The organism is Piscinibacter lacus, assembly GCF_016735685.1.
GTDB lineage: Bacteria > Pseudomonadota > Gammaproteobacteria > Burkholderiales > Burkholderiaceae_C > Aquariibacter > Aquariibacter lacus.
The window spans coordinates 2,140,213-2,165,074 of sequence record NZ_JAERRA010000001.1; the positions used below are offsets into that span (position 1 = coordinate 2,140,213).

Consider the following 24,862-nt stretch of genomic DNA (forward strand, 5'->3'; position numbering starts at 1 on the left):
GCACCATGAACGCCCGCCCCGCAGCGCCCGCCCTCCGCAGCCGACTGCCGCAGGTCGGCACGACCATCTTCAGCGTGATGTCGGCACTCGCGCAGCAGCACGGCGCCGTCAACCTCGGCCAGGGCTTTCCGGACTTCGACGCGGACCCGCGGCTCATCGACGCCGTCGCGCGCGCCATGCGCGCGGGCCACAACCAATACGCGCCCATGCCCGGCGTGGCCGCGCTGCGCGAGGCCCTGGCCGGCAAGATCGAGCAGCTTCATGGCAGGGCCTACGACCCGGGGCGCGAGATCACCATCACCGCCGGCGCGACCCAGGCCGTCTTCACCGCCCTGCTCGCCTTCACCCAGCCGGGCGACGAGGTGATCGTGCTGGAGCCGGCCTTCGACAGCTATGCGCCGGGCATTGCGCTGGCCGGCGCCCACATGGTGCGGGTGGCGCTGGATGCCGACTTCCGGCCCGACTTCGACGCGATCGCCGCCGCCATCACGCCCCGCACGCGGCTGATCCTGACGAACACGCCGCACAACCCCAGCGGCACGATCTGGTCGACGCAGGACCTGGACCGCCTGCATGCCCTGCTGGCCCCGACCGACATCCTGCTGCTGAGCGACGAGGTCTATGAGCACATGGTCTACGACGGCCGCACGCATGCCAGCGCGGCCGGCCATCCGGGCCTGGCCGAGCGCAGCGTGGTGATCTCCAGCTTCGGCAAGACCTACCACGTGACCGGCTGGAAGATCGGCAGCGTGGCCGCGCCGGCCGAGCTGACGGCCGAGTTCCGCAAGGTCCACCAGTTCAATGTCTTCGCGGTCAGCTCGGCCGTGCAGCAGGGCCTGGCCGAGCATCTGCGCGACCCGGCGCCCTACCTGGATCTGCCCGCCTTCTACCAGGCCAAGCGCGAGCGCTTCCGCGCCGGCCTGGCCGCCACGCCGCTGCGGCTGCGGCCCTGCGAGGGCAGCTACTTCCAGGTGGTGGACTACGGCGGCCTGCGGCCCGAGCTTGCGGCGCTGGACGAAGCCGCCTTCGCCCACTGGATGACACGCGAGATCGGCGTGACTGCCATCCCCATGTCGGCCTTCTATGCCGACGGGCGGCAGCGCCAGCAGGTCCGCTTCTGCTTCGCCAAGCGCGAGGACACGCTGGACCGCGCTTTGGAGCGCCTAAGCCGGCTCTAGGCCGGCGACGCCGGCCCGGCGCTCAGGCCGGGCTCGGGCCGTCCTCGCTCAGCGGCAGCTCGATGTCGACCTCGGTCACCGCGACCTGGCGCGCCACGTCGCAGGCAATCGCATGCAGCAGCATCAGCTCGCGGTAGGCCGAGAGGTCGAAGCGCTGCCGCGCCGGGTGGCCCTCGGCCGGGCGCAGCAGGCTCTTGCCCAGGGTGGCGGCAGCACGCAGGGGGTTGGGCCAGATCGCGACCAGGCGGGCCAGGGCCAGGGGGTGGGCTTCCAGGCCGCGGTCGGGGCCGGCCAGCGCATCCCAGGCCGGCATGGCCAGGTTGAAGCGGGCCTCGGTGCGCAGGCGCAGGGCCTCCCAGGCCTCGCGGTCGGCATGGCGGCTGAGGATGTCGGCCAGCTTCAGATGCAGGCGCGGCGTGGGCGCGCCGTCCAGGGCCTCGGCCAGCAAAGCCTTGGCCGCCTCGTCCTGGCCGACGGCAAGGAAGAAGTCGGCCTGCTGCTCGACATCGACCAGGCTGTCGGTGGCCAGCACCTCGGCCCAGGCGTCGCTGCCCTCGGCGACCGGAAACTCTTCGGGGAGAGACGCTTCCTCGGCGGCCACCGGGTCGGCCGACAGCGGCCGGCCGCCACCTTCGGGCAGGGCCGCGTAGGAGGCCGGCCCGGTGTCGGGCGGATCCAGCGGCCCCGGCAGGGGCCGGGCGCGGACCACCTCGGCCCGGGTGCTCGGCAGAATCTGGCTGGTGCCCCCCAGGCTGCTGGCCGGGGCGGCCGGGCTTGCCTTGGGCATGGGCAGATTGGGAATGAAGCGCATGCGCAAGCGCCAGCCCGCCAGCACGATCAACAGGCCCAGGCCGACCAGCACGAAGAGGCTGACCCCCGGCACCAGCTCCACCGACACCGCTGCCACCGCCGCCGTCGCCACGGCCGAAGCCGCGGAACGCGCCGGCTCGGCGGCCTGGGCGCCAGCGCAGAAACCGGCAGCAAGGGTCCAGCGAATCCGGCGCAGAAAGCGTGTTCCGGGCATGCAGGCAGGTGGGTCTCAGGGGGTGAGCTTCACTCTACCATCGGCCCACTGCCGCCCGACCGTCCCCTTGCAACAGCGATTGCAACCATGCTTCGAACCGAAGACCACGGCCCCGTCCGGCTGCTGCACCTGGGCCCGCGCGATGGCGCACCGCGGCTGCATGCCGCCGCCTGCGCCGCTGCCGTCGAGGCCCTGCAGATCGCTGGCGACGACCCCCGCGTCCGCTTGCTGCTGCTGGCCGGCGAGGGCTTGCGCTTCTGCGTCGGCGGCCCCTGGGCGCTGCTGCACGGCCCGGGCCGCAGCCCGGGCGCGGATGCCGAGCTGGCCGCCCTCGATGCCGGCCACCAGTTGCTCGAAGCCCTGCACCACCTGGAAAAACCGACGCTGGCCGCCGTCGAGGGCGAGGCCGCCGGCCTGGGCTGCACCCTGGCCCTGGCCTGCGATCTGGTCGTGGCGACCGGCGCTTCGCGCTTCCAGCCCTGGCCCCAAGGCCTGCCGGCTGCCGAAGGGGCCGGTGAGCGCTGGCTGGCCGAGCGCCTGCCGCATGCGCTGCGCCAGGAGATGCTGTGGACCGGCGAGGCGCTGGAGGCCGGCCGCCTGCATGCGCTGGGCCTGATCAACCGCATCTGCCCGCCGGGCCAGGCCCTGCGCGAGGCCTTGAAGCTTGCCGAGGCCGTGCTCCACGCCGGTCGCCACCGGCCGCCCCTGCGCGCCGCGCGCAACGGCCCGGGCGAGACCCCGCTGCATCTGCTGCTGGCGGCCGAGCGCCAGGCCCTGATCGCACGCCTGCTGCGCAGCGCCTAGCCCGGCCCCGGGCGGGTCGGGGGGGCTTGCACCGGGTCGCGCGAGCGCAGCGCCACCGCGCGCGCCTGCCGCATGGCCAGCAGGGCCAGGGCGGCGGCGCCAGCCAGCAACTCCTGCGAGGGTTCGGCCGTCTCGACCCGCAGCTCGACCCGGCCGCGCAAGGTCAGCAGTTGCAGGGCCCGGTCGTCGGGCAGCCAGCGCCGGCTGTCTGCCAGGGCCTGGATCAGCTCGGCATCCAGCCAGGCCTGCATCGTCCAGGCCGCCGGGGCGACGGCACGGAAGCGCTCGCGCACCGGCCGCATGGCGGGCAGCAGCAGCGGCGGGTACATGGCCAGCCAGCGCATCGCTTCGCTCAGGCCGGGGTCGAGGCGGGTCTGCTGCACGGCGGTGAGCCGGGTGTAGGCCTCGCGCTCCAGGCGCTCGGCCAGGCGCCGGCTCAGCAGCAGCATCTGCAAGCGCGGCGGCAGGCCGGCCTCCAGCCGCAGGCGCAGGGCCGGGCCGAGCAGGTCGACGCCCTGGCCGGGGCCCCAGTCCAGCCGCATGGTGCAGCCCTCCAGGGCGCCGCTGAGACCCCAGCCCTCGCCCTGGCGCAGCGGCCGGGCTTCCAGGCCCTGGCGCCTGGCCCAGTCCAGCAGCTCGACCGCGGGGCTGGGGCGGCGTCGCATCTGCAGCCAATTTCGGAAGGCCGACCACATGATTGCCGCGCTGATAAGGTAACGGGTGCCCGTGCCAGCCGGCGCGGGACGTGGTCGGCGGAACCGACCAGCCCTGCCCCCTGAGCACACAAGATGTTGAAAGTGTATTCATGGCCCACGCCGAACGGCCACAAGGTGCACATCCTGCTGGAAGAGTGCGGCCTGCCCTATGAAGTCGAGCCCGTCGACATCGGCGCGGGCGCGCAGTTCGAGCCAGCTTTCCTTGCCATCAGCCCGAACAACAAGATCCCGGCCCTGGTCGATCCGGAGGGCCCGGGCGGTGCGCCGATCAGCCTCTTCGAGTCGGGCGCCATCCTGATGTACCTGGCCGAGAAGACCGGCCGCTTCCTGCCGACCGAGCCGCGGGCGCGCTGGTCGGTGCTGCAGTGGCTGATGTTCCAGATGGGCGGCGTCGGGCCGATGCTCGGCCAGGCGCATCACTTCCGCCTGTATGCGCCCGAGCCGATCGACTACGCGATCGAGCGCTACACCCGCGAGGCCCGGCGGATCTACGGCGTGATGGAACAGCGCCTGGCGCAAAGCCCCTGGCTCGCGGGCGAGGACTATTCGATCGCCGACATCGCCGTCTGGCCCTGGCTGCGCACGGCCGAGCGCCAGGGCATTACCTGGACCGACTTCCCGCGCCTGCGCGCCTGGTTCGACCGCATCGGCGAGCGACCGGCGGTGCAGCGCGGCGTGGCCGTGCTGGCCGAGCGCCACAAGCCGCTGACCGACGACAAGGCCCGCGCCCTGCTCTTCGGCCAGGCCCCCAAGGCTTGAGGCGGGCGTCGCCCCGGTCAGGCCGGCATGGCGTGGGCGGTGTCGCCCACGATGCGGCCGGCTTCCAGCCGGAGCTGGCGGTCGCAGCGGGCGGCCAGGCTCAGGTCGTGGGTGACCATCACCAGCGTCGTGCCGCGCTCGCGGTTGAGCGCCAGCATGAGCTGCATGACGGTCGCGCCGGTGGCATGGTCCAGGCTGCCGGTGGGCTCGTCGGCCAGCAGCAGCGCGGGCTCGACGACGAAAGCCCGGGCCAGCGCGACCCGCTGCTGCTCGCCGCCCGAAAGCTTGCGCGGCGTGTGGCTCAGGCGGGCGCCCAGGCCCACCCGCTCCAGCATGGCAACGGCGCGCAGGCGGGCCCGCGGATCGCCCTGCAGCTCCAGCGGCAGCATCACGTTCTCCAGCGCGCTCAGGTGGGCCATGAGCTGGAAGCTCTGGAACACGAAGCCCAGATGGCGCGCCCGCCAGTCGGCGCGCGCGTCTTCATCCAGTGCATAGAGATCGACCCCGGCGACCCGCACCGTGCCCTGGCTCGGCCGGTCCAGGCCGGCCAGCAGGGCCAGCAGCGTGCTCTTGCCCGAGCCCGAGGCGCCGACAATCGCGCAGGATTGCCGCGGCGCAAGGCGGAAGTCGATGTCCTCCAGCAGCGTCAGCTTGCCCCCGGCGTCGTCCACGGTTTTCCCGAGGTGTTCCACCGACATCAGAATCTCATCCATGACGCAAGCCATTCAAGTCGCGAGCCCTTCGGAACCGTCGCGCGTGAACCCTCTGGCCACGCCCGGCTCCCCCTCGGTGGGGCACTGTAGCGCCGCCCCCGGTCGCCGGCGGCTGCTGGGGCTCTTGGGTGGACTGGCCGGCAGCCTGCTCGGCGCCCGGCTGCTCGTCCATCCCGGCCCCTCGCAGGCCGCCGGCGCGCCGACGCTGCTGGTGCTGGGCGACAGCCTGTCGACCCCGCAGCGCATGCCGCCCGGACGCGGCTGGGTGGCCCTGCTCCAGGCCCGCATCGAACAGCTCGGCCTGCCGCACAAGGTCGTCAACGCCAGCCTGGGCGGCGAGAAGACCGCCGGCGGGCGCAGGCGCCTGGGCCCGCTGCTGGCCCAGCACCGGCCGGCCATGGTGCTGATCGAACTGGGCGGCAACGACGGCCTGAGCCGGGTGCCGCCGGCCGAGATGGCCGACAACCTGCGCGCGATGGTCCAGATGAGCCGCGAGGCCGGCGCCCAGCCGGTGGTGCTGGGCATGCAGTTGCCGCGCGCCCTGAACCCGCGCTACCGCGAGGCCTTTGCCGAAGTCTTCCCGCGCGTCAGCCGCGAGCAGAACGCGGCCCTGGTGCCCTTTTTCCTCGAAGCCGTGACCGCCCCCGAGGACATGCCGCGCTACTTCCACGCCGACGGCATCCACCCCAACGAGCTGGCCCAGCCGGCCATGCTCGACAGCGTGTGGCGCGTCATCGCGCCCCTGCTGCAGGGCCAGGCGCAGGCCGCCACGCGGTGAAGCCGGCCCGCTGCCCCCACCCGCGCCGTAATGCCCTGGCCCGGCTGGCCGGGCTGGCCGCACTGACTGCGCTTGGCAGCCCGCAGCCCCTGCAAGCTGCGGCGCCACCCACGCTGTTGGTGCTCGGCGACAGCCTGTCGGCCGAATACGGCCTGCGCCGCGACAGCGGCTGGGTGGCCCTGCTCCAGGCCCGCCTGGCCCAGCGCAAGCTGCCGCACCAGATCGTCAATGCCAGCATCAGCGGCGAGACCACGTCCGGCGGCCGCCAGCGCTTGCCGGCCCTGCTGGCGCGGCACCGGCCGGCGGTGGTCATCGTCGAGCTGGGTGGCAACGATGCGCTGCGCGGCCTGGCGCTGGCCGCGACTGAAGACCATCTGCGCGCCATGGCCCGCGCCGTGCGCGCGGCCGGCGCCCGCCTGCTGCTGCTGGGCATGCAGATCCCGCCCAATTACGGCCGCCGCTACAGCGAGGACTTCGCCGCCCTCTTCCCCCGCATCGCACGCGAGGAAGGCGCCGCCCTGCTGCCCTTCTTCCTGGACGCGGTGGCCGCGCCGGCCGACCTGAACCGCTACTTCCAGCCCGACCGCATCCACCCCAACGAGGCCGCCCAGCCGCGCATGCTCGACAGCGTCTGGCCGGTGCTGGAACCGCTGCTGCGCGAGACCGCCGCCACGCGCTGAGCCGGCGGGGCCACTTCAGTCCTCGTCGGCCCTTGCGTCCAGGCCGGGGAAGAGCACCTCGGTGTAGCCAAAGCGCCGGAAGTCGCGCACCCGCATGGGGTAGAGCATGCCGATCAGGTGGTCGCACTCATGCTGCACCACGCGGGCGTGGAAGCCCTCGGCCTCGCGCTCGATCGGCCGGCCCTGCGGGTCGAAGCCCTCGTAGCGGATGCGCGACCAGCGCGGCACCACGCCGCGCAGGCCGGGCACCGAAAGGCAGCCCTCCCAGCCCTCTTCCTCGGCATCGCCCAGCGGGGTGATGCGCGGGTTGAGCAGCACGGTGCGCGGCACCGGCGGCGCCTCGGGGTAGCGCGGGTTCGGCGCGCCGCTGCCAAAGATCACCACCTGCCAGTCCTCGCCGATCTGCGGCGCGGCCAGGCCGGCACCGTGTGCGGCGGCCATGGTGTCCTCCAGGTCGCGGATCAGCGCATGCAGCGCCGGGCCGTCGAAATCGCGCACCGGCTGCGCCACGCGCAGCAGGCGCGGGTCGCCCATCTTCAGCAGGGGACGCACGGGCATCGCAAGCTCTCCTCTGTGTAGCGCCCCGGTGGCGCCACGCCGGGCCCGAGCATGCCAGCCCGCGCCACGGGCCGCAGAATGCGCCGGCCGGCGCGCTGCGTCCTTGCCCCTTCTGCTTCTTCGCCCATGGCCCGACCGCCCCGTCCCCTTCCCGCCCCGGCCCCTTCCCGCGCCGACTTCGGCAAGCCGCTGCAGGGCTGGCGGCTGCGGCTCTACACCATCATCTTCGAGGCCGAAACCCGCGCCGGCCGGGCCTTCGACATCGCGTTGATCGTGGCCATCCTGGCCAGCGTCGCGGTGGTCATCGCCGACAGCGTGGCCCCGCTGCATGCGCGCCATGGCGCGCTCTTCGGCGTGCTGGAATGGGGCTTCACCCTCGTCTTCACCCTCGAGTACCTGGCGCGCCTGGCCTGCGTGCGGCATCCGCTGCGCTATGCCACCAGCTTCTACGGCGTGATCGACCTGCTGGCCGTGCTGCCGACCTACCTGGCCTTCTTCGTGCCGGAGCTGCATGCCCTGATCGATGTGCGCCTGCTGCGGCTGCTGCGCGTCTTCCGCATCTTCAAGCTCGGCGCTTATGTCGAGGAATACGGCGCGCTCGGCCGCGCGCTGCTGGCCTCGCGGCGCAAGATCGCCGTCTTCCTGTCCTTCGTGCTGATGGTCGTCACCGTGATGGGCACGCTGATGTATGTGGTCGAAGGGCCGGAGCACGGCTTCACCAGCATCCCCACCGCAATCTACTGGGCCATCACCACCATGACCACGGTGGGCTTCGGCGACATCACGCCCAAGACCGACCTGGGCCGCCTGATCGCTTCGGTGATGATGCTGCTGGGCTGGGGCACGCTGGCCGTGCCCACCGGCATCGTCACCGCCGAGTTCACCGCCCAGCGCCTGGTGCGCGAGCCCACCACCCGCAGTTGCCACGAATGCCTGAGCGAGGGCCACCTGCCCAGCGCCCGCTTCTGCCGCGACTGCGGGGCGCAGCTGCCGGTCTTCCAACGCGATGCATGAGGGCGGGTCACCCGAGGCGACTGGCCACGCTCCAAGGGATGAAGGGGGCCGTTGCGTGCGGCCCGCTCCCGCCCTTTTCAGCCCGCCACCGCGCCCTGACGGCGCCGGCCGCGGCCCAGCCAGCCCAGCAGCGCCAGGCCACCGGCCATCAGGGCGTAGCTGCCGGGCTCGGGGATGGCCGGGGTGGCGGGCACCAAGTTCAAGCGGGCCGACTGGCCGACGGTGTGGCTGCCATCCAGGAACAGAACGCCCAGCCCATCCGCGTCTACCTGCGGCGAACTGGAATCGACGCCCGGGATGCTGCTGGACTCGAAGCTGACGGTGCTGAACGGCGTGGTCAAGTCCTGGAAGCGGAAGAGCTCGCTGAACGCCGGACCCGAGGGAGCCGCCAGCACCGTGATCGTCAGCCCCGTGGCATCGAAGTCGAAGCTGTAGCCAAAGGAGAAGCCACTGAAGCTGAACTCCGTGCCGGCCCCCACCACGGCGGTCGGCGCCGAGCACCTGAAAAAGTCCCCATCGCGGCAGGAAATCGTGTCGCCCAGCAAGGCGTGGGCGGGCGCGGCAAGGGCCGTCAGGGCCGCAAAGGAGAAGGCAACAGAACAACGGGGGGCGATGGGGCGCATGGATTCCTTGGGGACATGAGATGTCGCGGGCGGACCCGGCACCGGGCCAGGGTCGGGATCACCGAGGGCATGGGCCCGGGTCGGCTCGCGGCCGGCATTAGAGCCCCGTGTAGGCGCCCGGCCCCCCCCGCGTTCGCGGTGCCCGGCTGTGATCTGCCTCACGCTTGGCGCCTGCATGGCGCGCTGCGGGCAGCGCGGACGGGCCCCGCGGCGGCTCAGGCCGCCGGCTGGGCTGCCGCAGCCAGCAGCGCCAGCAGGGCCGGCTCGTCGATGATTTCGACGCCCAGCTCGCGCGCCTTGTCCAGCTTGCTGCCGGCGGCTTCGCCGGCCACCACCCAGCGGGTCTTCTTCGAGACCGAGCCGGCCACCTTGCCGCCCAGGGCCTCGATGCGGGCCTTGGCCTCGTCGCGGGCCAGGATGGGCAGGGTGCCGGTCAGCACGAAGGTCTGGCCGGCCAGGGGCAGCGGGGCCTCGGCCTGCACGCCCTCGTGCTCGTCCCAGCGCAGGCCGGCGGCGCGCAGTTGTTCCACGATCTCGCGGTTCAGCGGCCGGTCGAAGAAGTCGCGCAGGCTGGCGGCCACGATGGGACCGACATCCGGCACGGCCTGAAGCGCATCGACGCGGGCGTCCATCAGCCGGTCGAGCCGGCCGAAGTGGCGCGCCAGGTCGCGGGCCGTGGCCTCGCCGACCTGGCGGATGCCCAGGCCGAAGAGGAAGCGCGCCAGCGTGGTCTGCTTGCTCTTCTCCAGCCCGGCGACGAGGTTGGCGGCGCTCTTCTCGGCCATGCGCTCCAGGGCGGCCAGATGCCCGACGCCGAGCTTGTAGAGGTCCGGCAGGCTGGCCACCAGGCCGCCGTCAACGAGCTGTTCGACCAATTTGTCGCCCAGGCCTTCGATGTCCAGCGCGCGGCGGCCGGCGAAGTGCAGCAGAGCCTGCTTGCGTTGCGCGGGGCAGACCAGGCCGCCGCTGCAGCGCCAGTCCACCTCGCCCTCGTCGCGGGCGATGGGGCTGGCGCAGACGGGGCAGCGGCCTTGCAGCCTCTGGTAGAGGTCGAAGGGCGCGGCGGCCGCGGCCTCGGGCGGGCGGCGGTCCAGCACGACGCCGACCACCTCGGGGATCACATCCCCCGCCCGGCGGACGATGACGGTGTCGCCCTCGCGCACGTCCTTGCGGCGGGCCTCATCCTCGTTGTGCAGGGTGGCGTTGCTGACCGTGGTGCCACCGACGAAGACCGGCGCCAGCTTGGCCACCGGCGTGAGCTTGCCGGTGCGGCCGACCTGGATGTCGATGGCCAGCAGGGTGGTGAGCTGCTCCTGCGCCGGGTATTTGTGGGCGACGGCCCAGCGCGGCTCGCGGCTCTTGAAGCCGAGCTGCTGCTGCAGGGCGCGCTCGTCGACCTTGTAGACGATGCCGTCGATGTCGAAGGGCAGCGCATCGCGCCGCGCGGCGATGGCGGCATGGAAGGCGACCAGGCCCTCGGGGCCCTCGGCCACCGCGCGGTCGGCGCAGACGGGCAGGCCCATCGCGGCCAGGGTATCCAGCAAGGCACTGTGATGGGCCGGCTGGTCCGCGTTGTCCGGCCCCCAGCCGCGCACCTCGCCCAGGCCGTAGGCGAAGAAGCTCAGCGGGCGCTGCGCAGTGACGGCCGGATCGAGCTGGCGCACCGCGCCGGCGGCGGTGTTGCGCGGGTTGACATAGGTCTTCTCGCCCTTGGCGCGCTGGGCGGCATTGAGGGCCTCGAAGTCGTCGCGGCGCATGTAGACCTCGCCGCGCACTTCCAGCACCTCGGGCGCGGTGCCGTGCAAGCGCAGCGGGATCTGCGCAATGGTGCGGATGTTCTGGGTCACGTCCTCGCCGGTCTCGCCGTCGCCGCGGGTGGCGGCCTGCACCAGCACGCCGTGTTCGTAACGCAGGTTGATCGCCAGGCCGTCGAACTTCAGCTCGGCCGCATAGCGAACCGGCGGCGCCTCGGGCGGCAGGGCCAGCTCGCGGCGCACGCGGGCATCAAACGCGATGGCGCCCTGGGCCGTGGTGTCGGTCTCGGTCTGGATGCTGAGCATGGGCAGCGCATGGCGCACCGGCTGCAAGCCATCGAGCACCTGACCGATCACGCGCTGGGTCGGCGAATCGAGGGTGCGCAGCGCGGGCTGTTCAGCCTCCAGGGCGAGCAGGGCCGCGAAGACGCGGTCGTATTCGGCATCCGGCACCTCGGGCGCGTCGAGCACGTAATAGGCATGGGCATGGTGCTGCAACCAGGCGCGCAGGGCGGCGGCGCGGGCGGGGGGCGGGGCCTCGTCCGGCGGCAGCGCGGGGCCCTGCGGCGCGGGGGCGGCGGCCGGCGCGGGGGCCGGGCCAAACAGGTCGTCGGTGGGCACGGCGGGCAGGGGCGGAGGGGGACGGGCGGTCGGCAGGCGGCAGCGGGTAGGCTCAGGCGAAGAGCCTGCGCGCCGCGACCGAGCCCGCCGGCAGCTCGGCAGCCTCCAGCTCGGCATAGAGCTGGGCGAGCGAAGCGCGGATGGCCTCGAAAGCCGGCGGGCCAAGCGGCTGGCCCAGGTCGTCGCAGACCTCGGCCTCGAGGGCCTCGGCAAGCTGGCCGGCCAGGCGCAGCCAGGCCTCGAAGGGCTGATGCTGTTGCGGCGTCTGCGGCACATCGAGGCTGAGCGTCAGCTCGCGGACGGCCGCGCGTTCCGGATCGTCGGCCAGCGCGGCCTGCGCATCCATTTGCAGCACGAGCTGCGGCGGCGCACCGGCCTCGCGGGCCGGCAGCACCATGCGGCCGGGCAGCACGCCGTGGCTCAGGCCCAGGGCGCGGGCCTGCTGCTGCACGAAGCCCGGCGTCCAGGCCGCGCGGCGGGCGCGCAGTTGCAGGCTGAGCAGGGCATCGTGCGCGCTGGCAAAGGCATCGAGACTGCGGGCGCGGTCCACCGCCTCGCGCATGTCCGGCAGTTCGAAGCTGGCTTGCAGGGTGTCGGCCAGGCCTTCGACCTTCTGGGCGAATTCGCTGAACTCGATCTCGTTGAGCGCACCGCTGCGGCTGGCAAGCTGCACCGCCAGGCGCAGGCCGCCGTAGAGCATGCCGGGCCGCGGGCTTTCCCAGTGCGATACCTCGGGCTCGGGCGACAGCTCGGCGGCAAGGGCGAGGGCGGTTGGCGCCGGGTCGGCCAGGGCCTGCGGGGCGTCGGCGGGCGCATCCCAGGGGGCGGGCTCGGCCGGCGCGGGCCGCGGGGGCGCAGCGGGGGTGGGCGTGGTCGGCGGGCTGGCCTCAATCAGCAGCGGCTTGCTGCCGACGCGGCGGCTGGCCGGCAGGTGGGCGAGCAGGGCCTCGCCACTGAGCGGCGGGTTCAGGCGCAGCGTGGCGGGGCAGTCGATGCGCAGGTCGATGCGCGGGCCTTCGCGGCGGCGCAGGGCGGGCAGCAGTTCGGGCTCGACCGGGGCCGGGGCCGGGCCGGGCTCGGCCGGCAAGTCGGCGGGCTCCCGGTCGGCCGAGGCTGCGGACGCGCCGAAACGAGCCGCCCAGGGCGCAGGGGCCTCGGCGCCGCTCAGCAGGTCCAGCGCCAGGCCGGAACCGGGCGGGGGGCCGGCACCTTCGACGCGGCCCGGGCCAGGTGGCTCGGCGAGGGCCTCGGCGCCCTGCGGCGGCAGGCTGTCGAAGCCGGGCTCGCGGCGCGGCGCAGGCGGCTCGCCCGGGCCGGCGGCCTCGCCCGGCCGGGGGGCCGTGCGCTGCGGCCGGCGCGGCCGGCTGCGGCGGGTGCGCCAGGCGCCGTGGGCGGCCAGACCGGCCAGCAGCAGCAGGCCCAGGGCCAGCAGCCAGAGCTGGAGCGCGCTCATGCCGCGCCCTCCAGCATCGAGGCAGCAGCCTCCATGTCGACCGCGACGATGCGCGAGACGCCCTGCTCCTGCATGGTCACGCCGATCAACTGGCCGGCCATTTCCATGGCGATCTTGTTGTGGGAGATGAAGAGGAATTGCGTACCTGCGGACATGTGCTTGACGAGCTTGGCATAGCGCTCGGTGTTGGCGTCGTCGAGCGGCGCATCCACCTCGTCAAGCAGGCAGAAGGGCGCGGGATTGAGCTGGAAGATGGCAAAGACCAGGGCGATCGCGGTCAGCGCCTTCTCGCCGCCCGAGAGCAGGTGGATGGTGCTGTTCTTCTTGCCCGGCGGCTGGGCCATGACCTGCACGCCGGCGTCGAGGATCTCGTCGCCGGTCATCATCAGCCGCGCCTGCCCGCCGCCGAAGAGGCTGGGGAACATGCGGCCGAAGTGCTCGTTGACGGTGTCGAAGGTGCCCTTGAGCAGGTCGCGCGTCTCCAGGTCGATGCGGGCGATCGCGTCTTCCAGGGTCTGCATGGCGTCCATCAGGTCGGCGGTCTGGGCGTCGAGGAAGCCCTTGCGCTCGCGCGCGGCGCTCAGCTCGTCGAGCGCGGCCAGGTTGACCGCGCCCAGGGCATTCAGCTCGCGCTGCAAGCGGTCGATCTCGGCCTGCAGGCCGTGCAGGCGGATGCCGTCGCGCTCGATGCCGGCGGCCAGCTCGGCGCGGTCGGCGCCGGCCTGGTCGAGCTGTTCCTCGTACTGCCGGCCGCCGAGGGTGGCGGCCTGGGCTTCGAGCTGCAGTGCATTGATGCGCTCGCGCAGCGGCTCCAGGCTGCGCTCGAAGCCGAGCCGCTCCTCGTCGAGCCGGCGCAACTGGGCCGAAAGCTCGTCGTGCGCATGGCGGGCCTCGGCCAGCACGGCCTCGCGGGCGGCGCGGCGCTCCAGCGCGTCCTGCAGGCCGGTGTCGGCGCTGGCCTCGGCGAAGGCGGCCAGCTCCTGCTGGAGCTGCGCGGCGCTGGCGGCATGGGCGGCGAGCTGCTGGTCGGCGGTTTCGATGGCGCGTTGCAGCTCGCCCCGGCGGGCGCCGAGGGCGCGCGCCTGGAAGGTGGCTTCCTGGGCCTCGCGTTCCAGGCGGCGCAGTTGCTCGCGGGCGGCGCCCAGGGCGCGCTCGGCCTCGAACACGCCTTCTTCCAGCGTGGCATGGGCTTCCTGGGCGTTGCCGAGTTCGAGGTCGAGTTCCTCGAAGCGGGCCTCGCCGGTGGCGCGCCGCTCGTCCAGCGCGTCCAGGGCCTCGTCGATCTCGGCCAGGCTGGCGCCGATCTGCGCGCGGCGCTCGCGGGCCTGATCGCTCTGCTGGGCCAGGCGCAGCACCTCGACCTGCAAGCCGTGGGCAGCCTGCTGGGCCTCGGCCGCCGTGCGGCGCACGCCGACCTGGCGCTGGGCGGCCTCGGTGTAGGCCGCTTCGGCGCGGATCGCGCGGTGGCGCGCCTCGTCGGCGATCAGGCCCTGGGCGCGCAACTGGCGGTCGAGGTTCTCGATCTCCTGGGCGCGGGCGAGCAGGCCGTCCTGCTCGGAATCGGGCGCGTGGAAGGCCACGGCATAGGCGCTGACGGCATGGCCGGCGCGGGTCATGATGACCTCGCCATGTCCGAGCCGGCCGCGCGCGGCCAGCGCAGCCTCCAGGCTGTCGGCGGTGTAGACGCCTTCGAGCCAGTCGTTGAGCAGCGCACGCAGGCCGGCATCGCCGTCGAGCTTGAGCATCGCCCCCAGCCGCGGCAGCGTGGACGCCGCCGCCGTCGCGGGCAGCGGCGTGGCGGGCGGGGTGTAGAAGGCCAGCTTGGCGGGCGGCGGGTCCTGCTCGAAAGCGCGGACGGTCTCGGGCCGGCCGACTTCCAGCGCATGGATGCGCTCGCGCAGCGCGGCCTCCAGCGCGGTCTCCCAGCCGGGCTCGATGTGCAGGCGGCTCCACAGGCCGGCGCGCTCGCTCAGGCCGTGGCGGGCCAGCCAGGGGGCCAGCTTGCCTTCGGTCTGCACCTTGGCTTGCAGCGCGCGCAGCGCGTCGAGCCGGGCGGCCAGCTCGGCCTGCTTGGCGGCCTGGGCGGCGGCCTCGGCCTGCGCGGCGCGGCGCTGCTCGTCGAGGGCCGGCACCTCGGCGGCCAGCTCCTCGGCGACAGCGGCGCTCTCGGCCTGGCGTTCCTCGGCATCCTGAAGTTGCAGGCGCATCTGGGCGAGGCGGGCCTCGTCGGGCGCGACGAGCGCGCGCTGCTCGGCGCTGGCGCGCTCGCGGCGGCCCTGCAGGCCGCGGGCCTGCTCGTCCAGGCTGCGCGACTCGGCGGCCAGCAGGCTGAGCTGCTGCTGCACCTCGGCCACCTGCTGGCGCTGCGCATTGGCGCGGGCCTGGGCGGCGCGCAGCGCATCCTCGGCGGCGGGCAGGCGGCCGGCTTCTTCCTCGGCCTGAGCGGCGAGCAGCTCGGCCTGCTCGTCGGCGGCGAGCTGCTGCTCGGCGAGCTGCTCCAGCTCGGCCTCGGCCTGGGCGCGGCGGTCGGTCCACTGCGCATCCTGGCGGGCCAGATCGGCCAGGCGGGCCTCGGCCTTCTGCCGGCCTTCGACGACGTAGCGGATGCGCTCTTCGAGCCGGCTGACTTCGAGCTGCGCCTCGGCCAGGCCGCCCTGGGCGGCATGCAGTTGGTCGGCGGCGGCGTAGTGGTCCTGGCGGATGCGTTCGAGCGCGGCCTCGGTCGCGCGCAGCTCGGCCACCCGGGCTTCCAGCGCGGTGCTGGCTTCGGCGGTGGCCAGGGTGACGCGGGCCTGCTCGCCGGCCGCATCGCGGGCCTTCAGGAACCAGAGCTGGTGCAGCCGCGTCGTGCCCTGGGCCTGCAGGGCGTGGTAGCGCTGCGCGACCTCGGCCTGCTGTTCGAGCTTCTCCAGATTGGCATTCAGCTCGCGCAGGATGTCTTCGACCCGCACCAGGTTCTCGCGGGTGTCGCGCAGGCGCAGCTCGGTCTCGCGGCGGCGCTCCTTGTACTTCGAGACCCCGGCCGCTTCCTCGAGGAAGAGCCGCAGCTCCTCGGGCTTGCTCTCGATGATGCGGCTGATCGTGCCCTGGCCGATGATGGCGTAGGCCCGCGGGCCCAGGCCGGTGCCGAGGAAGACGTCCTGCACATCGCGGCGCCGCACCGGCTGGTTGTTGATGAAGTAGCTGCTGGTGCCGTCGCGCGTCAGCACGCGCTTGACGGCGATCTCGGCGTACTGGTTCCAACTGCCGCCGGCCCGGCCGTCCTCGTTGCTGAAGACCAGCTCGACGCTGGCGCGGCCGGCCGGCTTGCGGTTGCCGCTGCCGTTGAAGATCACGTCCTGCATGGACTCGCCGCGCAGCTCGCTGGCCTTGCTCTCGCCCAGCACCCAGCGCACCGCATCCATGATGTTGGACTTGCCGCAGCCGTTCGGGCCGACCACGCCGACGAGCTGCCCGGGCAGCTGGAAGGTGGTCGGCTCGGCGAAGGACTTGAAGCCCGAGAGCTTGATGGACGTGAGGCGCATGGCGGAGACCGTCGTCGCGGGCGGTGGCGGCCCCGGGGCATGAGGCCCTGGCCCGCGCCACCCTGCGCTTTCAAGTCATTGATTCAATTGGATTTTTTGGCCTTCTCGGGGGCCTTCAAAGGGGGCGGATGATAGCATCGGGGCTTCCCTGAACCGGCCTGCGCGCCACGGCCCGAACCGCCATGCCCTCCACCAAGAAGACCGCCCCGGCCGCCGCGCCGGCCCCGCGCCGCCGCGCCGCCAAGCTGCCGGCCGGCGCCGTGCAGCGCGCCATGCCGCCCAATCCGCCCAGCCTGCCCAGCAAGGAACTGCACGTCTTCCCCAACCCGGCGCCCGAACGCGACTACCTCATCCAGTTCGTCGTGCCCGAGTTCACCTGCCACTGCCCGCTGACCGGCCAGCCGGACTTCGCGCACTTCACGATCGAGATGATCGCGGACCAGGCCTGCGTCGAGCTCAAGAGCCTGAAGATGTACTTCTGGTCCTTCCGTGACGAGGGTGCCTTCCACGAGAAGGTGACCAACACCATCTTGTCTGACCTGGTGAAGGCCAGCGACCCGCGCTTTTGCCGCATCACCGCCAAGTGGTATGTGCGCGGCGGCATCTTCACCAATGTCGTCGTCGAGCACCGCAAGAAAGGCTGGACGCCGCAGCCGCGCGTGGACCTTCCGGCCGTGCCGGGCGAGATGCGCGCCCTGGCCTGAGCGCCGTCCCGTCCCCCGCTGCGGCGGCCTGGCAGCCTTGCGCCCGGGCGGGCGGGCGGTGGGCCGGGCGCCCGGATAATCCGCGCCCATGAATCCGCGCCTCGCCCTGCTTCAGCCCTATCCCTTCGAACGCCTGAAGGCGCTGACGGCCGATGTGCAGCCCAGCGCGGCGCATCGCGCGATCAGCCTGGGCATCGGCGAGCCCAAGCATCCGACGCCCGACTTCCTGAAGGCCGCACTGGCCGGCGCGCTGGATGGCCTGTCGGCCTACCCCGCCACCGCGGGCGAGCCCGCACTGCGCGAGGCCTGCGCCGCCTGGCTGGGCCGCCGCTACGGCGTGGGGGTGGATGCGGCCCGCCAGGTGCTGCCGGTCAATGGCTCGCGCGAGGCGCTGTTCGCGCTGGCGCAGACGGTGATCGACCCGGCCGACCGCGAGGCCGTGGTTGTCTGCCCCAATCCCTTCTATCAAATCTACGAGGGCGCCGCCCTGCTGGCCGGGGCCACGCCGGTCTTCGCCAACAGCGACCCGGCGCGCAATTTCGCGCCGGCCTGGGACGCGATCGACGCCGCCACCTGGGCGCGCACGCGGCTGCTCTATGTCTGCTCGCCGGGCAACCCCAGCGGCGCGGTAATGCCGCTGGCGGAGTGGGCCAAGCTGTTCGCGCTCAGCGACGAACACGGCTTCGTGATCGCCAGCGACGAGTGCTACAGCGAGATCTGGTTCGGCCCCGAGGACACGCCGCGCGGCAGCGCCGGCGGCCCGCCGCTGGGCGGCCTGGAAGCTGCCGCCGCCCTGGGCCGGCAGGACTTCAAGCGCCTGGTCAGCTTCACCAGCCTGTCCAAGCGCAGCAATGCGCCGGGCCTGCGTTCGGGCTTCGTCGCGGGCGATGCAGCCTTGCTGGCCGACTTCCTGAAGTACCGCACCTACCACGGCGGCGCGATGAGCCCCAGCGTGCAGCGCGCCAGCGTGGCGGCCTGGGCCGACGAGGCGCATGTGGCGGCCAACCGCGCGCTCTACCGCCAGAAGTTCGCGCGGGTCACGCCCCTGCTTCAGGCCGCCGGCCTGGATGTGCGCCTGCCCGACGCCGGCTTCTACTTGTGGGCTGGCGTGCCGGCCGCCTACGCCACGGCCACGCACTCGGCGGACGAGGCCTTCGCCCGCGAGCTGCTGGCTTCCTACAATGTGACGGTGTTGCCGGGCAGCTACCTGGCCCGTCGCAGCGGCGGCATCAACCCCGGCGCGGGCCGGGTCCGCCTGGCCCTGGTGGCCGGGGTCGAGGAATGCGTGGAAGCCGCCGAACGCATCGCCGAGGCCCTGCGCCGGGGCGCCTGACACCCCACGCCGCCCCGCCCGCCCTTCCCCGCCCTCCGCCCCAACCGGCCTGTCCCGGACCCCGCGCCCGCGCGGCGCCGGCTGTCCCCCCTGAACCGAAAACGAGTCCCGCCATGTCCTTCGCCGCCCTGCAAGCCACCATCGACGCCGCCTGGGAGCGCCGCAGCGAGTTCTCGCCCGCCAGCGCGCCGGCCGAGGTCCGCGACGCCGTCAACACCGTCCTCGCCGACCTGAACGCCGGCCGCCTGCGCGTGGCCGAGCGCCAGGCCGTCGGCCAGTGGACCGTGCACCAGTGGGTCAAGAAGGCGGTGCTGCTGTCCTTCCGCCTGAACGACAACAAGGTGATGCGCTCGGGCGACCTGACCTTCTTCGACAAGGTCGACACCAAGTTCTCGCACATGGACGATGCCGCCATTGCCGCCGCCGGCGTGCGCGTGGTGCCGCCGGCCGTGGCCCGCCGCGGCAGCTACATCGCCAAGGGCGCGGTGCTGATGCCCAGCTACGTCAACATCGGCGCCTATGTGGACGAAGGCACCATGGTCGACACCTGGGCCACCGTCGGTTCCTGTGCGCAGATCGGCAAGAACGTGCACCTCTCGGGCGGCGTCGGCATCGGCGGCGTGCTGGAGCCGCTGCAAGCCAACCCGACCATCATCGAGGACAACTGCTTCATCGGCGCCCGCTCCGAGGTGGTCGAAGGTGTGATCGTCGAGGAGAACTCGGTCATCTCCATGGGCGTCTACATCGGCCAGAGCACCAAGATCTACGACCGCGCCACCGGCGAAGTCAGCTACGGCCGCATCCCCGCCGGCTCGGTCGTCGTCAGCGGCAACCTGCCCTCGGCCGATGGCAAGTACAGCCTCTACTGCGCGGTGATCGTCAAGAAGGTCGATGCGCAGACCCGCGCCAAGACCAGCATCAACGCCCTGCTGCGCGACTGAGCCCCGCCGCCGCGCCGGCCGCCGTGCCGATGGATGCCGCCGACCGCGCCGCCGCGCCGCCGCTGCTCGCCCTGCTGCAGGGCATGGTGGCGCGGCAAGCCTCGGACCTATTCCTGGCCGACGGCGCGCCCGCGCAGTTCAAGATCGACGGCGAGCTTCAGCCGGCCGGCGAGCCGCTGCCCGAGGGCGGCGCGCGGGCCCTGCTGGCCGGCCTGCTGCCCGCCGCCGCGCTGGCCCGGCTGGATGCCGAGGGCGAGCTGAATGCCGGCCACCGCATCGCGGGCCTGGCCAGCTTCCGGCTCAGCGCCTTCCGGCAACGCGGTGCGGTGGCTGCGGTGATCCGCGCCATCCCCGTCGCCATCCCGACCCTGGCCGAGCTGAAGCTGCCCGACAGCCTCGCCCGGCTGATGCTGGAAAAGCGCGGTCTGGTGCTGGTGGTGGGCGCCACCGGCAGCGGCAAGAGCACGACGCTGGCCGCGATGATCGACCACCGCAACCGCGAGCGGCCGGGCCATGTGCTGACGATCGAGGACCCGATCGAATTCCACTTTCCCAACCACCGCGCGCTGGTGAACCAGCGCGAGATCGGCCGCGACGTGGCCGACCTGGCCACCGGCCTGCGCAATGCCCTGCGCCAGGCGCCGGACTGCCTGCTGATCGGCGAGATCCGCGACCGCGAGACCCTCTCGGCCGCGATCTCCTTCGCCCTGTCCGGTCACCTGGTGCTGGCCACCCTGCATGCCAACAATGCCCACCATGCCCTGGGCCGCATCCTGAGCTTCTACCCGCCCGAGGCCCGGCCGGTGCTGCTCGACGACCTAGCCGCTGCGCTGAAGGCGGTGGTCTCGCAGCGCCTGCTGCCGGCCGTGGGCGGCGGGCGTCTGGCCGCCGTCGAGCTGCTGCGCAACAGCCCGCTGGTGGCCGAGCGCATCGCCCAGGGCGATCTGCACGGGGTGAAGGCGGCCATGGCCCAGTCGCTGGCCGAGGGCTCGCAGAGCTTCGAGGAAGACCTCGCCCGCCTGATCGCCAGCGGCCAGGTGCGCCGCGAGGATGCGCTGGCCCAGGCCGATTCGCCCAGCAACCTGATGTGGCGCCTGGACCATGGCGCCGCCGCCCGCCCGGCCGCAGCGGCTGCGCCCGCCGCGGCATCCGCCGCCTTCCCTGATCTGCGACTGGACGCCTCGGCGCCCTGAGCCCCTGCCCGCCCCATGCCGCTGCCGCCGTCCGACCCCGCCCTCGTCCGCGCCCACCGCGCGCTGACACTGACCGAAGCCCTGATCGCCCGCCCCTCGGTCACGCCCGATGACGCCGGCTGCCAGGCCCTGCTGCAAGAAGCGCTGGCCCCGCTGGGCTTCAGCTTCCAGGTGCTGGAGAGCGGCCCGGCCGATTTCCGCGTGCGCAATCTGTGGGCGCTGCGGCGCGGCACGGCGGGCGCGGCCGGCTTCACCCTGGTCTTCGCCGGCCACACCGACGTGGTGCCGACCGGCCCGGTCGAACGATGGTCGAGCCCGCCCTTCGTGCCCAGCCACCGTGAGGGCAAGCTTTACGGCCGCGGCGCGGCCGACATGAAGGCCTCGATCGCCTGCTGGGTGGCCGCGCTCGAAGCCTTCCTGGCCGACACGCCTGCGCCCGCCGGCAGCCTGGCCCTGCTGCTGACCAGCGACGAGGAAGGCCCGGCGAACGACGGCACCGTCAAGGTCTGCGACTGGCTGGCTGCGGAAGGCATCCGCCTGGACGCCTGCATCGTCGGCGAACCCACCGCCGTGCAGGCCGTGGGCGACATGGTCAAGAACGGCCGGCGCGGTTCGCTCTCCGGCCGGCTCACCGTGCTGGGCAAGCAGGGCCATGTGGCCTACCCGCACCTGGCCGAGAACCCGCTGCACACCTTCGCGCCCGCGCTGGCCGAGCTGGCCACGACCGTCTGGGATGCCGGCAATGCCCACTTCCCGCCGACCAGCTTCCAGGTCTCCAACCTGCATGCCGGCACCGGCGCCACCAATGTGATCCCGGGCGAGGCAGTGGTCGATTTCAACTTGCGCTTTTCCACCGCCTCCACGCCCGAGGGCCTGCAAGCGCGCATCGTCGAGCTGCTGGAGCGCCACGGCGTGCGCCACCGCATCGAATGGACCCTCGGCGGCCGGCCCTTCCTGACCGAGCCGGGCTCGCTCACCGAGGCCCTGCGCGCCAGCATCCGCGAGGCCACCGGCCTGGAGGCCGAGCTGTCGACCACCGGCGGCACCTCGGACGGCCGCTTCATCGCCCGCATCTGCCCGCAGGTGGCGGAATGCGGCCCGGTCAATGCCAGCATCCACCAGATCGACGAGCATGTGGCCGTCGAGGCGCTCGGCCCCCTGGCCGCCATCTACCAGGGCGTGATGCAGAGGCTGGTGGCATGAAGGACCTGCGCCCCGCGCTGAGCCTGCACGCCCTGGTCGAACGCGAAGCCGCCCGGCTGGATGCGGCCCAACTCAGCTACGGCCAGGGCACCGCCAATGCCTATGACGAAGCCGCCTGGCTGGTGCAATGGGCCCTGGGCCTGCCGATGGAGGCGCTGGGCGAGGCGCCGGCTCAAGGCGTGAGCCCGGACAACGCGGCCCGCGCCGCCGCGCTGATCGACCGCCGCATCGCCACCCGCGAACCCGCCGCCTACCTGACCGGCGAAGCCTGGCTGCAAGGCCTGCCCTTCACGGTGGACCGCCGCGTCATCATCCCGCGCAGCTTCATCGCCGAGCTGATCGCCGACGCCGACGGCCAGGGCCTGCTCGACGCCTGGCTGAGCGAGCGCACGCAGCGCGTGCTCGACCTCTGCACCGGCAACGGCAGCCTGGCCGTGCTGGCCGCCCTGGCCTGGCCCGAGGTGCAAGTGGACGCCGCCGACCTGAGCGCCGATGCCCTGGCCGTCGCCCGCCTCAATGTCGATCGCCATGGCCTGCGCGATCGCATCACCCTGCTGCACGGCGATGGCCTGGCCGCCACCGCCGACCGCGCGCCCTACGACCTGATCGTCTGCAACCCGCCCTATGTGAATGCCGCCTCCATGGCCGCCCTGCCACCCGAGTTCCGCGCCGAACCCGCGCTGGCCCTGGACGGCAACCCGGCGGGCGGTCAGGACGGCATGGACTTCATCCGCGCCCTGCTCGCCGCCGCAGCAGCCCACATGAGCGAGCACGCCGTGCTGGTGCTGGAGATCGGCCACGAGCGCGCGCACTTCGAAGCCGCCTTCCCGCGACTGGAGCCGATCTGGCTGGAGGTGAGTGCGGGGGAGGAGCAGGTGCTGCTGCTGCGGCGGGGGGATCTGGCCGGGGTGGAGGTCTGCCCATGATCGTCCTCAACCAACTCAGCCTGCGCCGCGGCGTCAAGCTCGTCCTCGACCATGCGGACCTGACGCTGCATGCGGGCGAGAAGGTCAGCCTGGTCGGGCGCAATGGGGCGGGCAAGTCCAGCCTGTTTGCGCTGTTGACCGGCAAGCTGCAGGCCGATGCTGGCGACTTCAGCCCGCCGCCGCGCTGGCGGGTGGCCGAGGTCGCGCAGGAGATGCCCGAAACGGCCGAGGGCGCGACGGCCTTCGTGCTGCAGGGCGACACCCGGCTGATGGAGGCCCAGGCCCGCCTGGCCGCGGCCGAGGCGACGCAGGACGGCCATGCCATCGCCGAGGGCCATGCCGGCCTGGCCGAGGCCGGCGCCTTCGATGCCCGGCCGCGTGCGCAGGCCCTGCTGCTGGGCCTGGGCTTCGGCAGCGCGCAGCTCGATGCGCCGGTCCACAGCTTCTCCGGCGGCTGGCGCATGCGCCTGCAACTGGCCCGCGCGCTGATGTGCCCAAGCGACCTGCTGCTGCTCGACGAGCCGACCAACCACCTGGACCTGGATGCGCTCGTCTGGCTGGAAGCCTGGCTGCAGCGCTACGAGGGCACGCTGCTGGTGATCAGCCACGACCGTGAATTCCTCGACGCCATCACCCGCGTGACCGTGCACCTGGAGGACGCCAAGCTCACCCGCTACGGCGCGAACTACAGCGGCTTCGAGGCCATGCGCGCCGAGCGCCTGAGCCAGCAGGCCGCGGCCTTCAGCCGGCAGCAGGACCAGATCGCCCACCTGCAGCGCTTCATCGACCGCTTCAAGGCCAAGGCCACCAAGGCCAAGCAGGCGCAGAGCCGGGTGAAGGCGCTGGAGCGCATGGAGCGCATCGGCCCGGTGCTCAGCCAGGCCGACTTCGCCTTCAGCTTCCGCGAGCCCGGCCAGCTGCCCAACCCCATGCTGGTGATGCGGGACATGGTCTGCGGCTATCGCCTGGACGAGGGCAGGGACAAGCCCGTCGTCCACGGCATCACCCGCTCGGTGCAGCCGGGCCAGCGCATCGGCATCCTGGGCGCCAACGGCCAGGGCAAGTCCACCGTGGTCAAGACCCTGGCCGGCACGCTGGGTGCGCTGGGCGGCACAGTCACCCAGGGCAAGGGCCTGGCGATCGGCTACTTCGCGCAGCAGGAGATGGACGTGCTGCACCCGGAGAGCGGGCCGCTGGAGCACATGATCCGCCTGGCCAAGCAGGTCTCGCCCCAGGCGCGCGAGCAGGAGCTGCGCGACTTCCTCGGCCAGTTCCGCTTCGTCGGCGACATGGTGCAGCAGCCGGTCGGCAGCCTCAGCGGCGGCGAGAAGGCGCGGCTGGTGCTGGCCATGATCGTCTGGCAGAAGCCCAATCTGCTGCTGCTGGACGAGCCGACCAACCACCTGGACCTGACCACGCGCGAGGCCCTGTCGATGGCGCTCAACAGCTTCGAGGGCACGGTGATGCTGGTCAGCCACGACCGCGCGCTGCTGCGCGAGGTCTGCGACGGCTTCTGGCTGGTGGCCGACGGCGCGGTGCGCGACTTCGACGGCGACCTCGACGACTACCAGCGCTGGCTGCTGGAGCAAAGCCGCGAGCGCAGCCGCGCCGCCGCCACCGCGGCCGCCGCACCGGCAAGCGGCGGCACCGCCGAGCAAAGCGGCGCCAACCGCCGCGAGGACCGCCGCGCCCAGGCCCAAGCCCGGCAGAAGCTGCAAGAGCAGCTCAAGCCGATGAAGAAGGAGCTGGCCCAGGTGGAGGCCCGCCTGGCCACCGCCCAGGCCGAGCAGGAAGCGGCCAGCGCCCGCCTGGGCGACCCGGCGCTGGACGGCGCCCGCCGCGCCGAGCTGGGCCGCCAGCTCAAGGCCCTGGGCGAGGAGATCGACACCCTGGAGGGCCGCTGGCTGGCCCTCAGCGAAGCCATCGACCAGGCGACGGCCGAGGCCGCTGCGGCTTGAGGGGCGGGCCGCGCGGCCCGCGAATTCAAAGCGGCAAATCGCAACATATTTGCCCTTTTGTTTTGCTGTAGGAATTTTTCGACAAGCCGCGCCGCAGGCTGAGTCCCGGCCTACACTGGACGCGTCAGGAGAGAGCAGCCCGGGCACGCATCCGGGCTTGCCGCCGAAGGCGCCGCGCGCAAGCGCTGAACGCTCAGGCCCAAGGACTGGCAAACGTGTCCGCCGGGGTCCGACACCCTCGGCGGAGACGAGAACCTCACTGGAGAGCGGTCGCGGCATCCCGATGCCGGCGGCCCACCGAAGGGGCAAGTGGCCGGGGCGCAAGCGCCGGTTGCCAATCTCTCAGGTCCATGGACAGCGAGGGCAGTGATCGATCCACCGCGCAAGCGGCGGGTCGTCCGTCAT

General features: G+C 72.9%; 21 protein-coding genes and 2 riboswitches. Of the genes, 13 read left to right on the forward strand and 8 right to left on the reverse strand.

The annotated features are described in order from the left end of the window. The first annotated feature begins 5 nt into the window (after positions 1-5). Positions 6-1,178, forward strand: a complete 1,173-nt coding sequence (locus JI742_RS09630; protein ID WP_201825970.1) for a methionine aminotransferase — start codon at positions 6-8, stop codon at positions 1,176-1,178. A gap of 22 nt (positions 1,179-1,200) precedes the next feature. Here the strand turns inward: JI742_RS09630 and JI742_RS09635 are convergent, their stop codons facing one another. Then, positions 1,201-2,202 carry a hypothetical protein gene (locus JI742_RS09635; protein ID WP_201825972.1) on the reverse strand — a complete coding sequence of 334 codons (1,002 nt, stop codon included), beginning with the start codon at positions 2,200-2,202 and terminating at the stop codon, positions 1,201-1,203. A gap of 87 nt (positions 2,203-2,289) precedes the next feature. Here JI742_RS09635 and JI742_RS09640 point away from each other — a divergent pair, with 87 nt between their 5' ends. Beyond that, on the forward strand, positions 2,290-3,006 hold the full coding sequence (locus JI742_RS09640; RefSeq protein ID WP_201825974.1) for an enoyl-CoA hydratase/isomerase family protein: 717 nt from the start codon (positions 2,290-2,292) through the stop codon (positions 3,004-3,006). On the opposite strand, the gene JI742_RS09645 is transcribed toward JI742_RS09640, so the two are convergent. Continuing rightward, complete coding sequence (locus JI742_RS09645) at positions 3,003-3,671, reverse strand: hypothetical protein (protein ID WP_201825976.1); 669 nt, start codon at positions 3,669-3,671, stop codon at positions 3,003-3,005. The genes JI742_RS09640 and JI742_RS09645 overlap by 4 nt on opposite strands. Before the next feature lie 123 nt (positions 3,672-3,794). Here JI742_RS09645 and JI742_RS09650 point away from each other — a divergent pair, with 123 nt between their 5' ends. Then, positions 3,795-4,481, forward strand: coding sequence for a glutathione S-transferase family protein (locus JI742_RS09650; RefSeq protein WP_201825978.1), 687 nt, complete (start codon positions 3,795-3,797; stop codon positions 4,479-4,481). Positions 4,482-4,498: 17 nt separating this feature from the next. Here the strand turns inward: JI742_RS09650 and JI742_RS09655 are convergent, their stop codons facing one another. Continuing rightward, entirely contained in the window at positions 4,499-5,194 is a 696-nt protein-coding gene (locus tag JI742_RS09655; RefSeq protein WP_201825980.1) for an ABC transporter ATP-binding protein, read from the reverse strand. Positions 5,195-5,318: 124 nt separating this feature from the next. Between JI742_RS09655 and JI742_RS09660 the strand changes: the two genes are divergently transcribed. Then, positions 5,319-5,972 (forward strand): arylesterase, encoded by a 654-nt coding sequence (locus JI742_RS09660; RefSeq protein ID WP_201825982.1) that lies wholly within the window; start codon positions 5,319-5,321, stop codon positions 5,970-5,972. Then, positions 5,969-6,652, forward strand: a complete 684-nt coding sequence (locus JI742_RS09665; protein ID WP_434057639.1) for an arylesterase — start codon at positions 5,969-5,971, stop codon at positions 6,650-6,652. The genes JI742_RS09660 and JI742_RS09665 overlap by 4 nt, the downstream gene beginning before the upstream one ends. A 15-nt stretch (positions 6,653-6,667) precedes the next feature. Here JI742_RS09665 and JI742_RS09670 read toward each other — a convergent pair whose 3' ends face one another. After that, the gene (locus JI742_RS09670) at positions 6,668-7,210 is read right to left on the reverse strand and encodes a peptide deformylase (RefSeq protein WP_201825986.1); all 543 of its coding nucleotides are present in this window, start codon (positions 7,208-7,210) and stop codon (positions 6,668-6,670) included. A 126-nt stretch (positions 7,211-7,336) separates the two neighbouring features. Between JI742_RS09670 and JI742_RS09675 the strand changes: the two genes are divergently transcribed. Beyond that, a complete protein-coding gene (locus tag JI742_RS09675) occupies positions 7,337-8,224 on the forward strand; it encodes an ion transporter (protein ID WP_201825988.1) in 888 nt (295 codons plus the stop codon). 77 nt (positions 8,225-8,301) lie between these two features. Here JI742_RS09675 and JI742_RS09680 read toward each other — a convergent pair whose 3' ends face one another. From JI742_RS09680 to smc, 4 genes are all read right to left on the reverse strand, one after another. Continuing rightward, positions 8,302-8,847, reverse strand: coding sequence for a PEP-CTERM sorting domain-containing protein (locus JI742_RS09680; RefSeq protein ID WP_201825990.1), 546 nt, complete (start codon positions 8,845-8,847; stop codon positions 8,302-8,304). A gap of 215 nt (positions 8,848-9,062) precedes the next feature. Beyond that, positions 9,063-11,222, reverse strand: coding sequence for an NAD-dependent DNA ligase LigA (gene ligA, locus JI742_RS09685; RefSeq protein WP_434057640.1), 2,160 nt, complete (start codon positions 11,220-11,222; stop codon positions 9,063-9,065). A gap of 52 nt (positions 11,223-11,274) precedes the next feature. Then, positions 11,275-12,675: a cell division protein ZipA C-terminal FtsZ-binding domain-containing protein gene (locus tag JI742_RS09690; RefSeq protein ID WP_201825994.1), complete on the reverse strand. Its 1,401-nt coding sequence runs from the start codon at positions 12,673-12,675 to the stop codon at positions 11,275-11,277. Then, a complete protein-coding gene (gene smc / locus JI742_RS09695; RefSeq protein ID WP_201825996.1) occupies positions 12,672-16,199 on the reverse strand; it encodes a chromosome segregation protein SMC in 3,528 nt (1,175 codons plus the stop codon). Before smc ends, JI742_RS09690 begins: the two co-directional genes overlap by 4 nt. Before the next feature lie 272 nt (positions 16,200-16,471). Between smc and queF the strand changes: the two genes are divergently transcribed. The 7 genes from queF (at position 16,472) to JI742_RS09730 (ending at position 24,457) form a co-directional block, all read left to right on the forward strand. Continuing rightward, positions 16,472-16,903, forward strand: coding sequence for a preQ(1) synthase (queF, locus tag JI742_RS09700; protein WP_201826551.1), 432 nt, complete (start codon positions 16,472-16,474; stop codon positions 16,901-16,903). An 88-nt stretch (positions 16,904-16,991) separates the two neighbouring features. Continuing rightward, positions 16,992-18,236: a succinyldiaminopimelate transaminase gene (dapC, locus tag JI742_RS09705; RefSeq protein ID WP_201825998.1), complete on the forward strand. Its 1,245-nt coding sequence runs from the start codon at positions 16,992-16,994 to the stop codon at positions 18,234-18,236. A 113-nt stretch (positions 18,237-18,349) separates the two neighbouring features. Then, complete coding sequence (gene dapD / locus JI742_RS09710) at positions 18,350-19,177, forward strand: 2,3,4,5-tetrahydropyridine-2,6-dicarboxylate N-succinyltransferase (protein WP_201826000.1); 828 nt, start codon at positions 18,350-18,352, stop codon at positions 19,175-19,177. A gap of 29 nt (positions 19,178-19,206) precedes the next feature. Beyond that, complete coding sequence (locus JI742_RS09715; RefSeq protein WP_201826002.1) at positions 19,207-20,370, forward strand: PilT/PilU family type 4a pilus ATPase; 1,164 nt, start codon at positions 19,207-19,209, stop codon at positions 20,368-20,370. Between the two features lie 15 nt (positions 20,371-20,385). Further along, on the forward strand, positions 20,386-21,573 hold the full coding sequence (dapE, locus tag JI742_RS09720) for a succinyl-diaminopimelate desuccinylase (RefSeq protein ID WP_201826004.1): 1,188 nt from the start codon (positions 20,386-20,388) through the stop codon (positions 21,571-21,573). Next, the gene (gene prmB / locus JI742_RS09725) at positions 21,570-22,499 is read left to right on the forward strand and encodes a 50S ribosomal protein L3 N(5)-glutamine methyltransferase (RefSeq protein ID WP_236676850.1); all 930 of its coding nucleotides are present in this window, start codon (positions 21,570-21,572) and stop codon (positions 22,497-22,499) included. Before dapE ends, prmB begins: the two co-directional genes overlap by 4 nt. Beyond that, positions 22,496-24,457, forward strand: a complete 1,962-nt coding sequence (locus JI742_RS09730; protein WP_201826006.1) for an ABC-F family ATP-binding cassette domain-containing protein — start codon at positions 22,496-22,498, stop codon at positions 24,455-24,457. Before prmB ends, JI742_RS09730 begins: the two co-directional genes overlap by 4 nt. 115 nt (positions 24,458-24,572) lie before the next feature. Continuing rightward, a riboswitch (glycine riboswitch) is annotated at positions 24,573-24,676 on the forward strand. Between the two features lie 30 nt (positions 24,677-24,706). Beyond that, positions 24,707-24,825, forward strand: a riboswitch (glycine riboswitch). Positions 24,826-24,862: the final 37 nt, after the last annotated feature.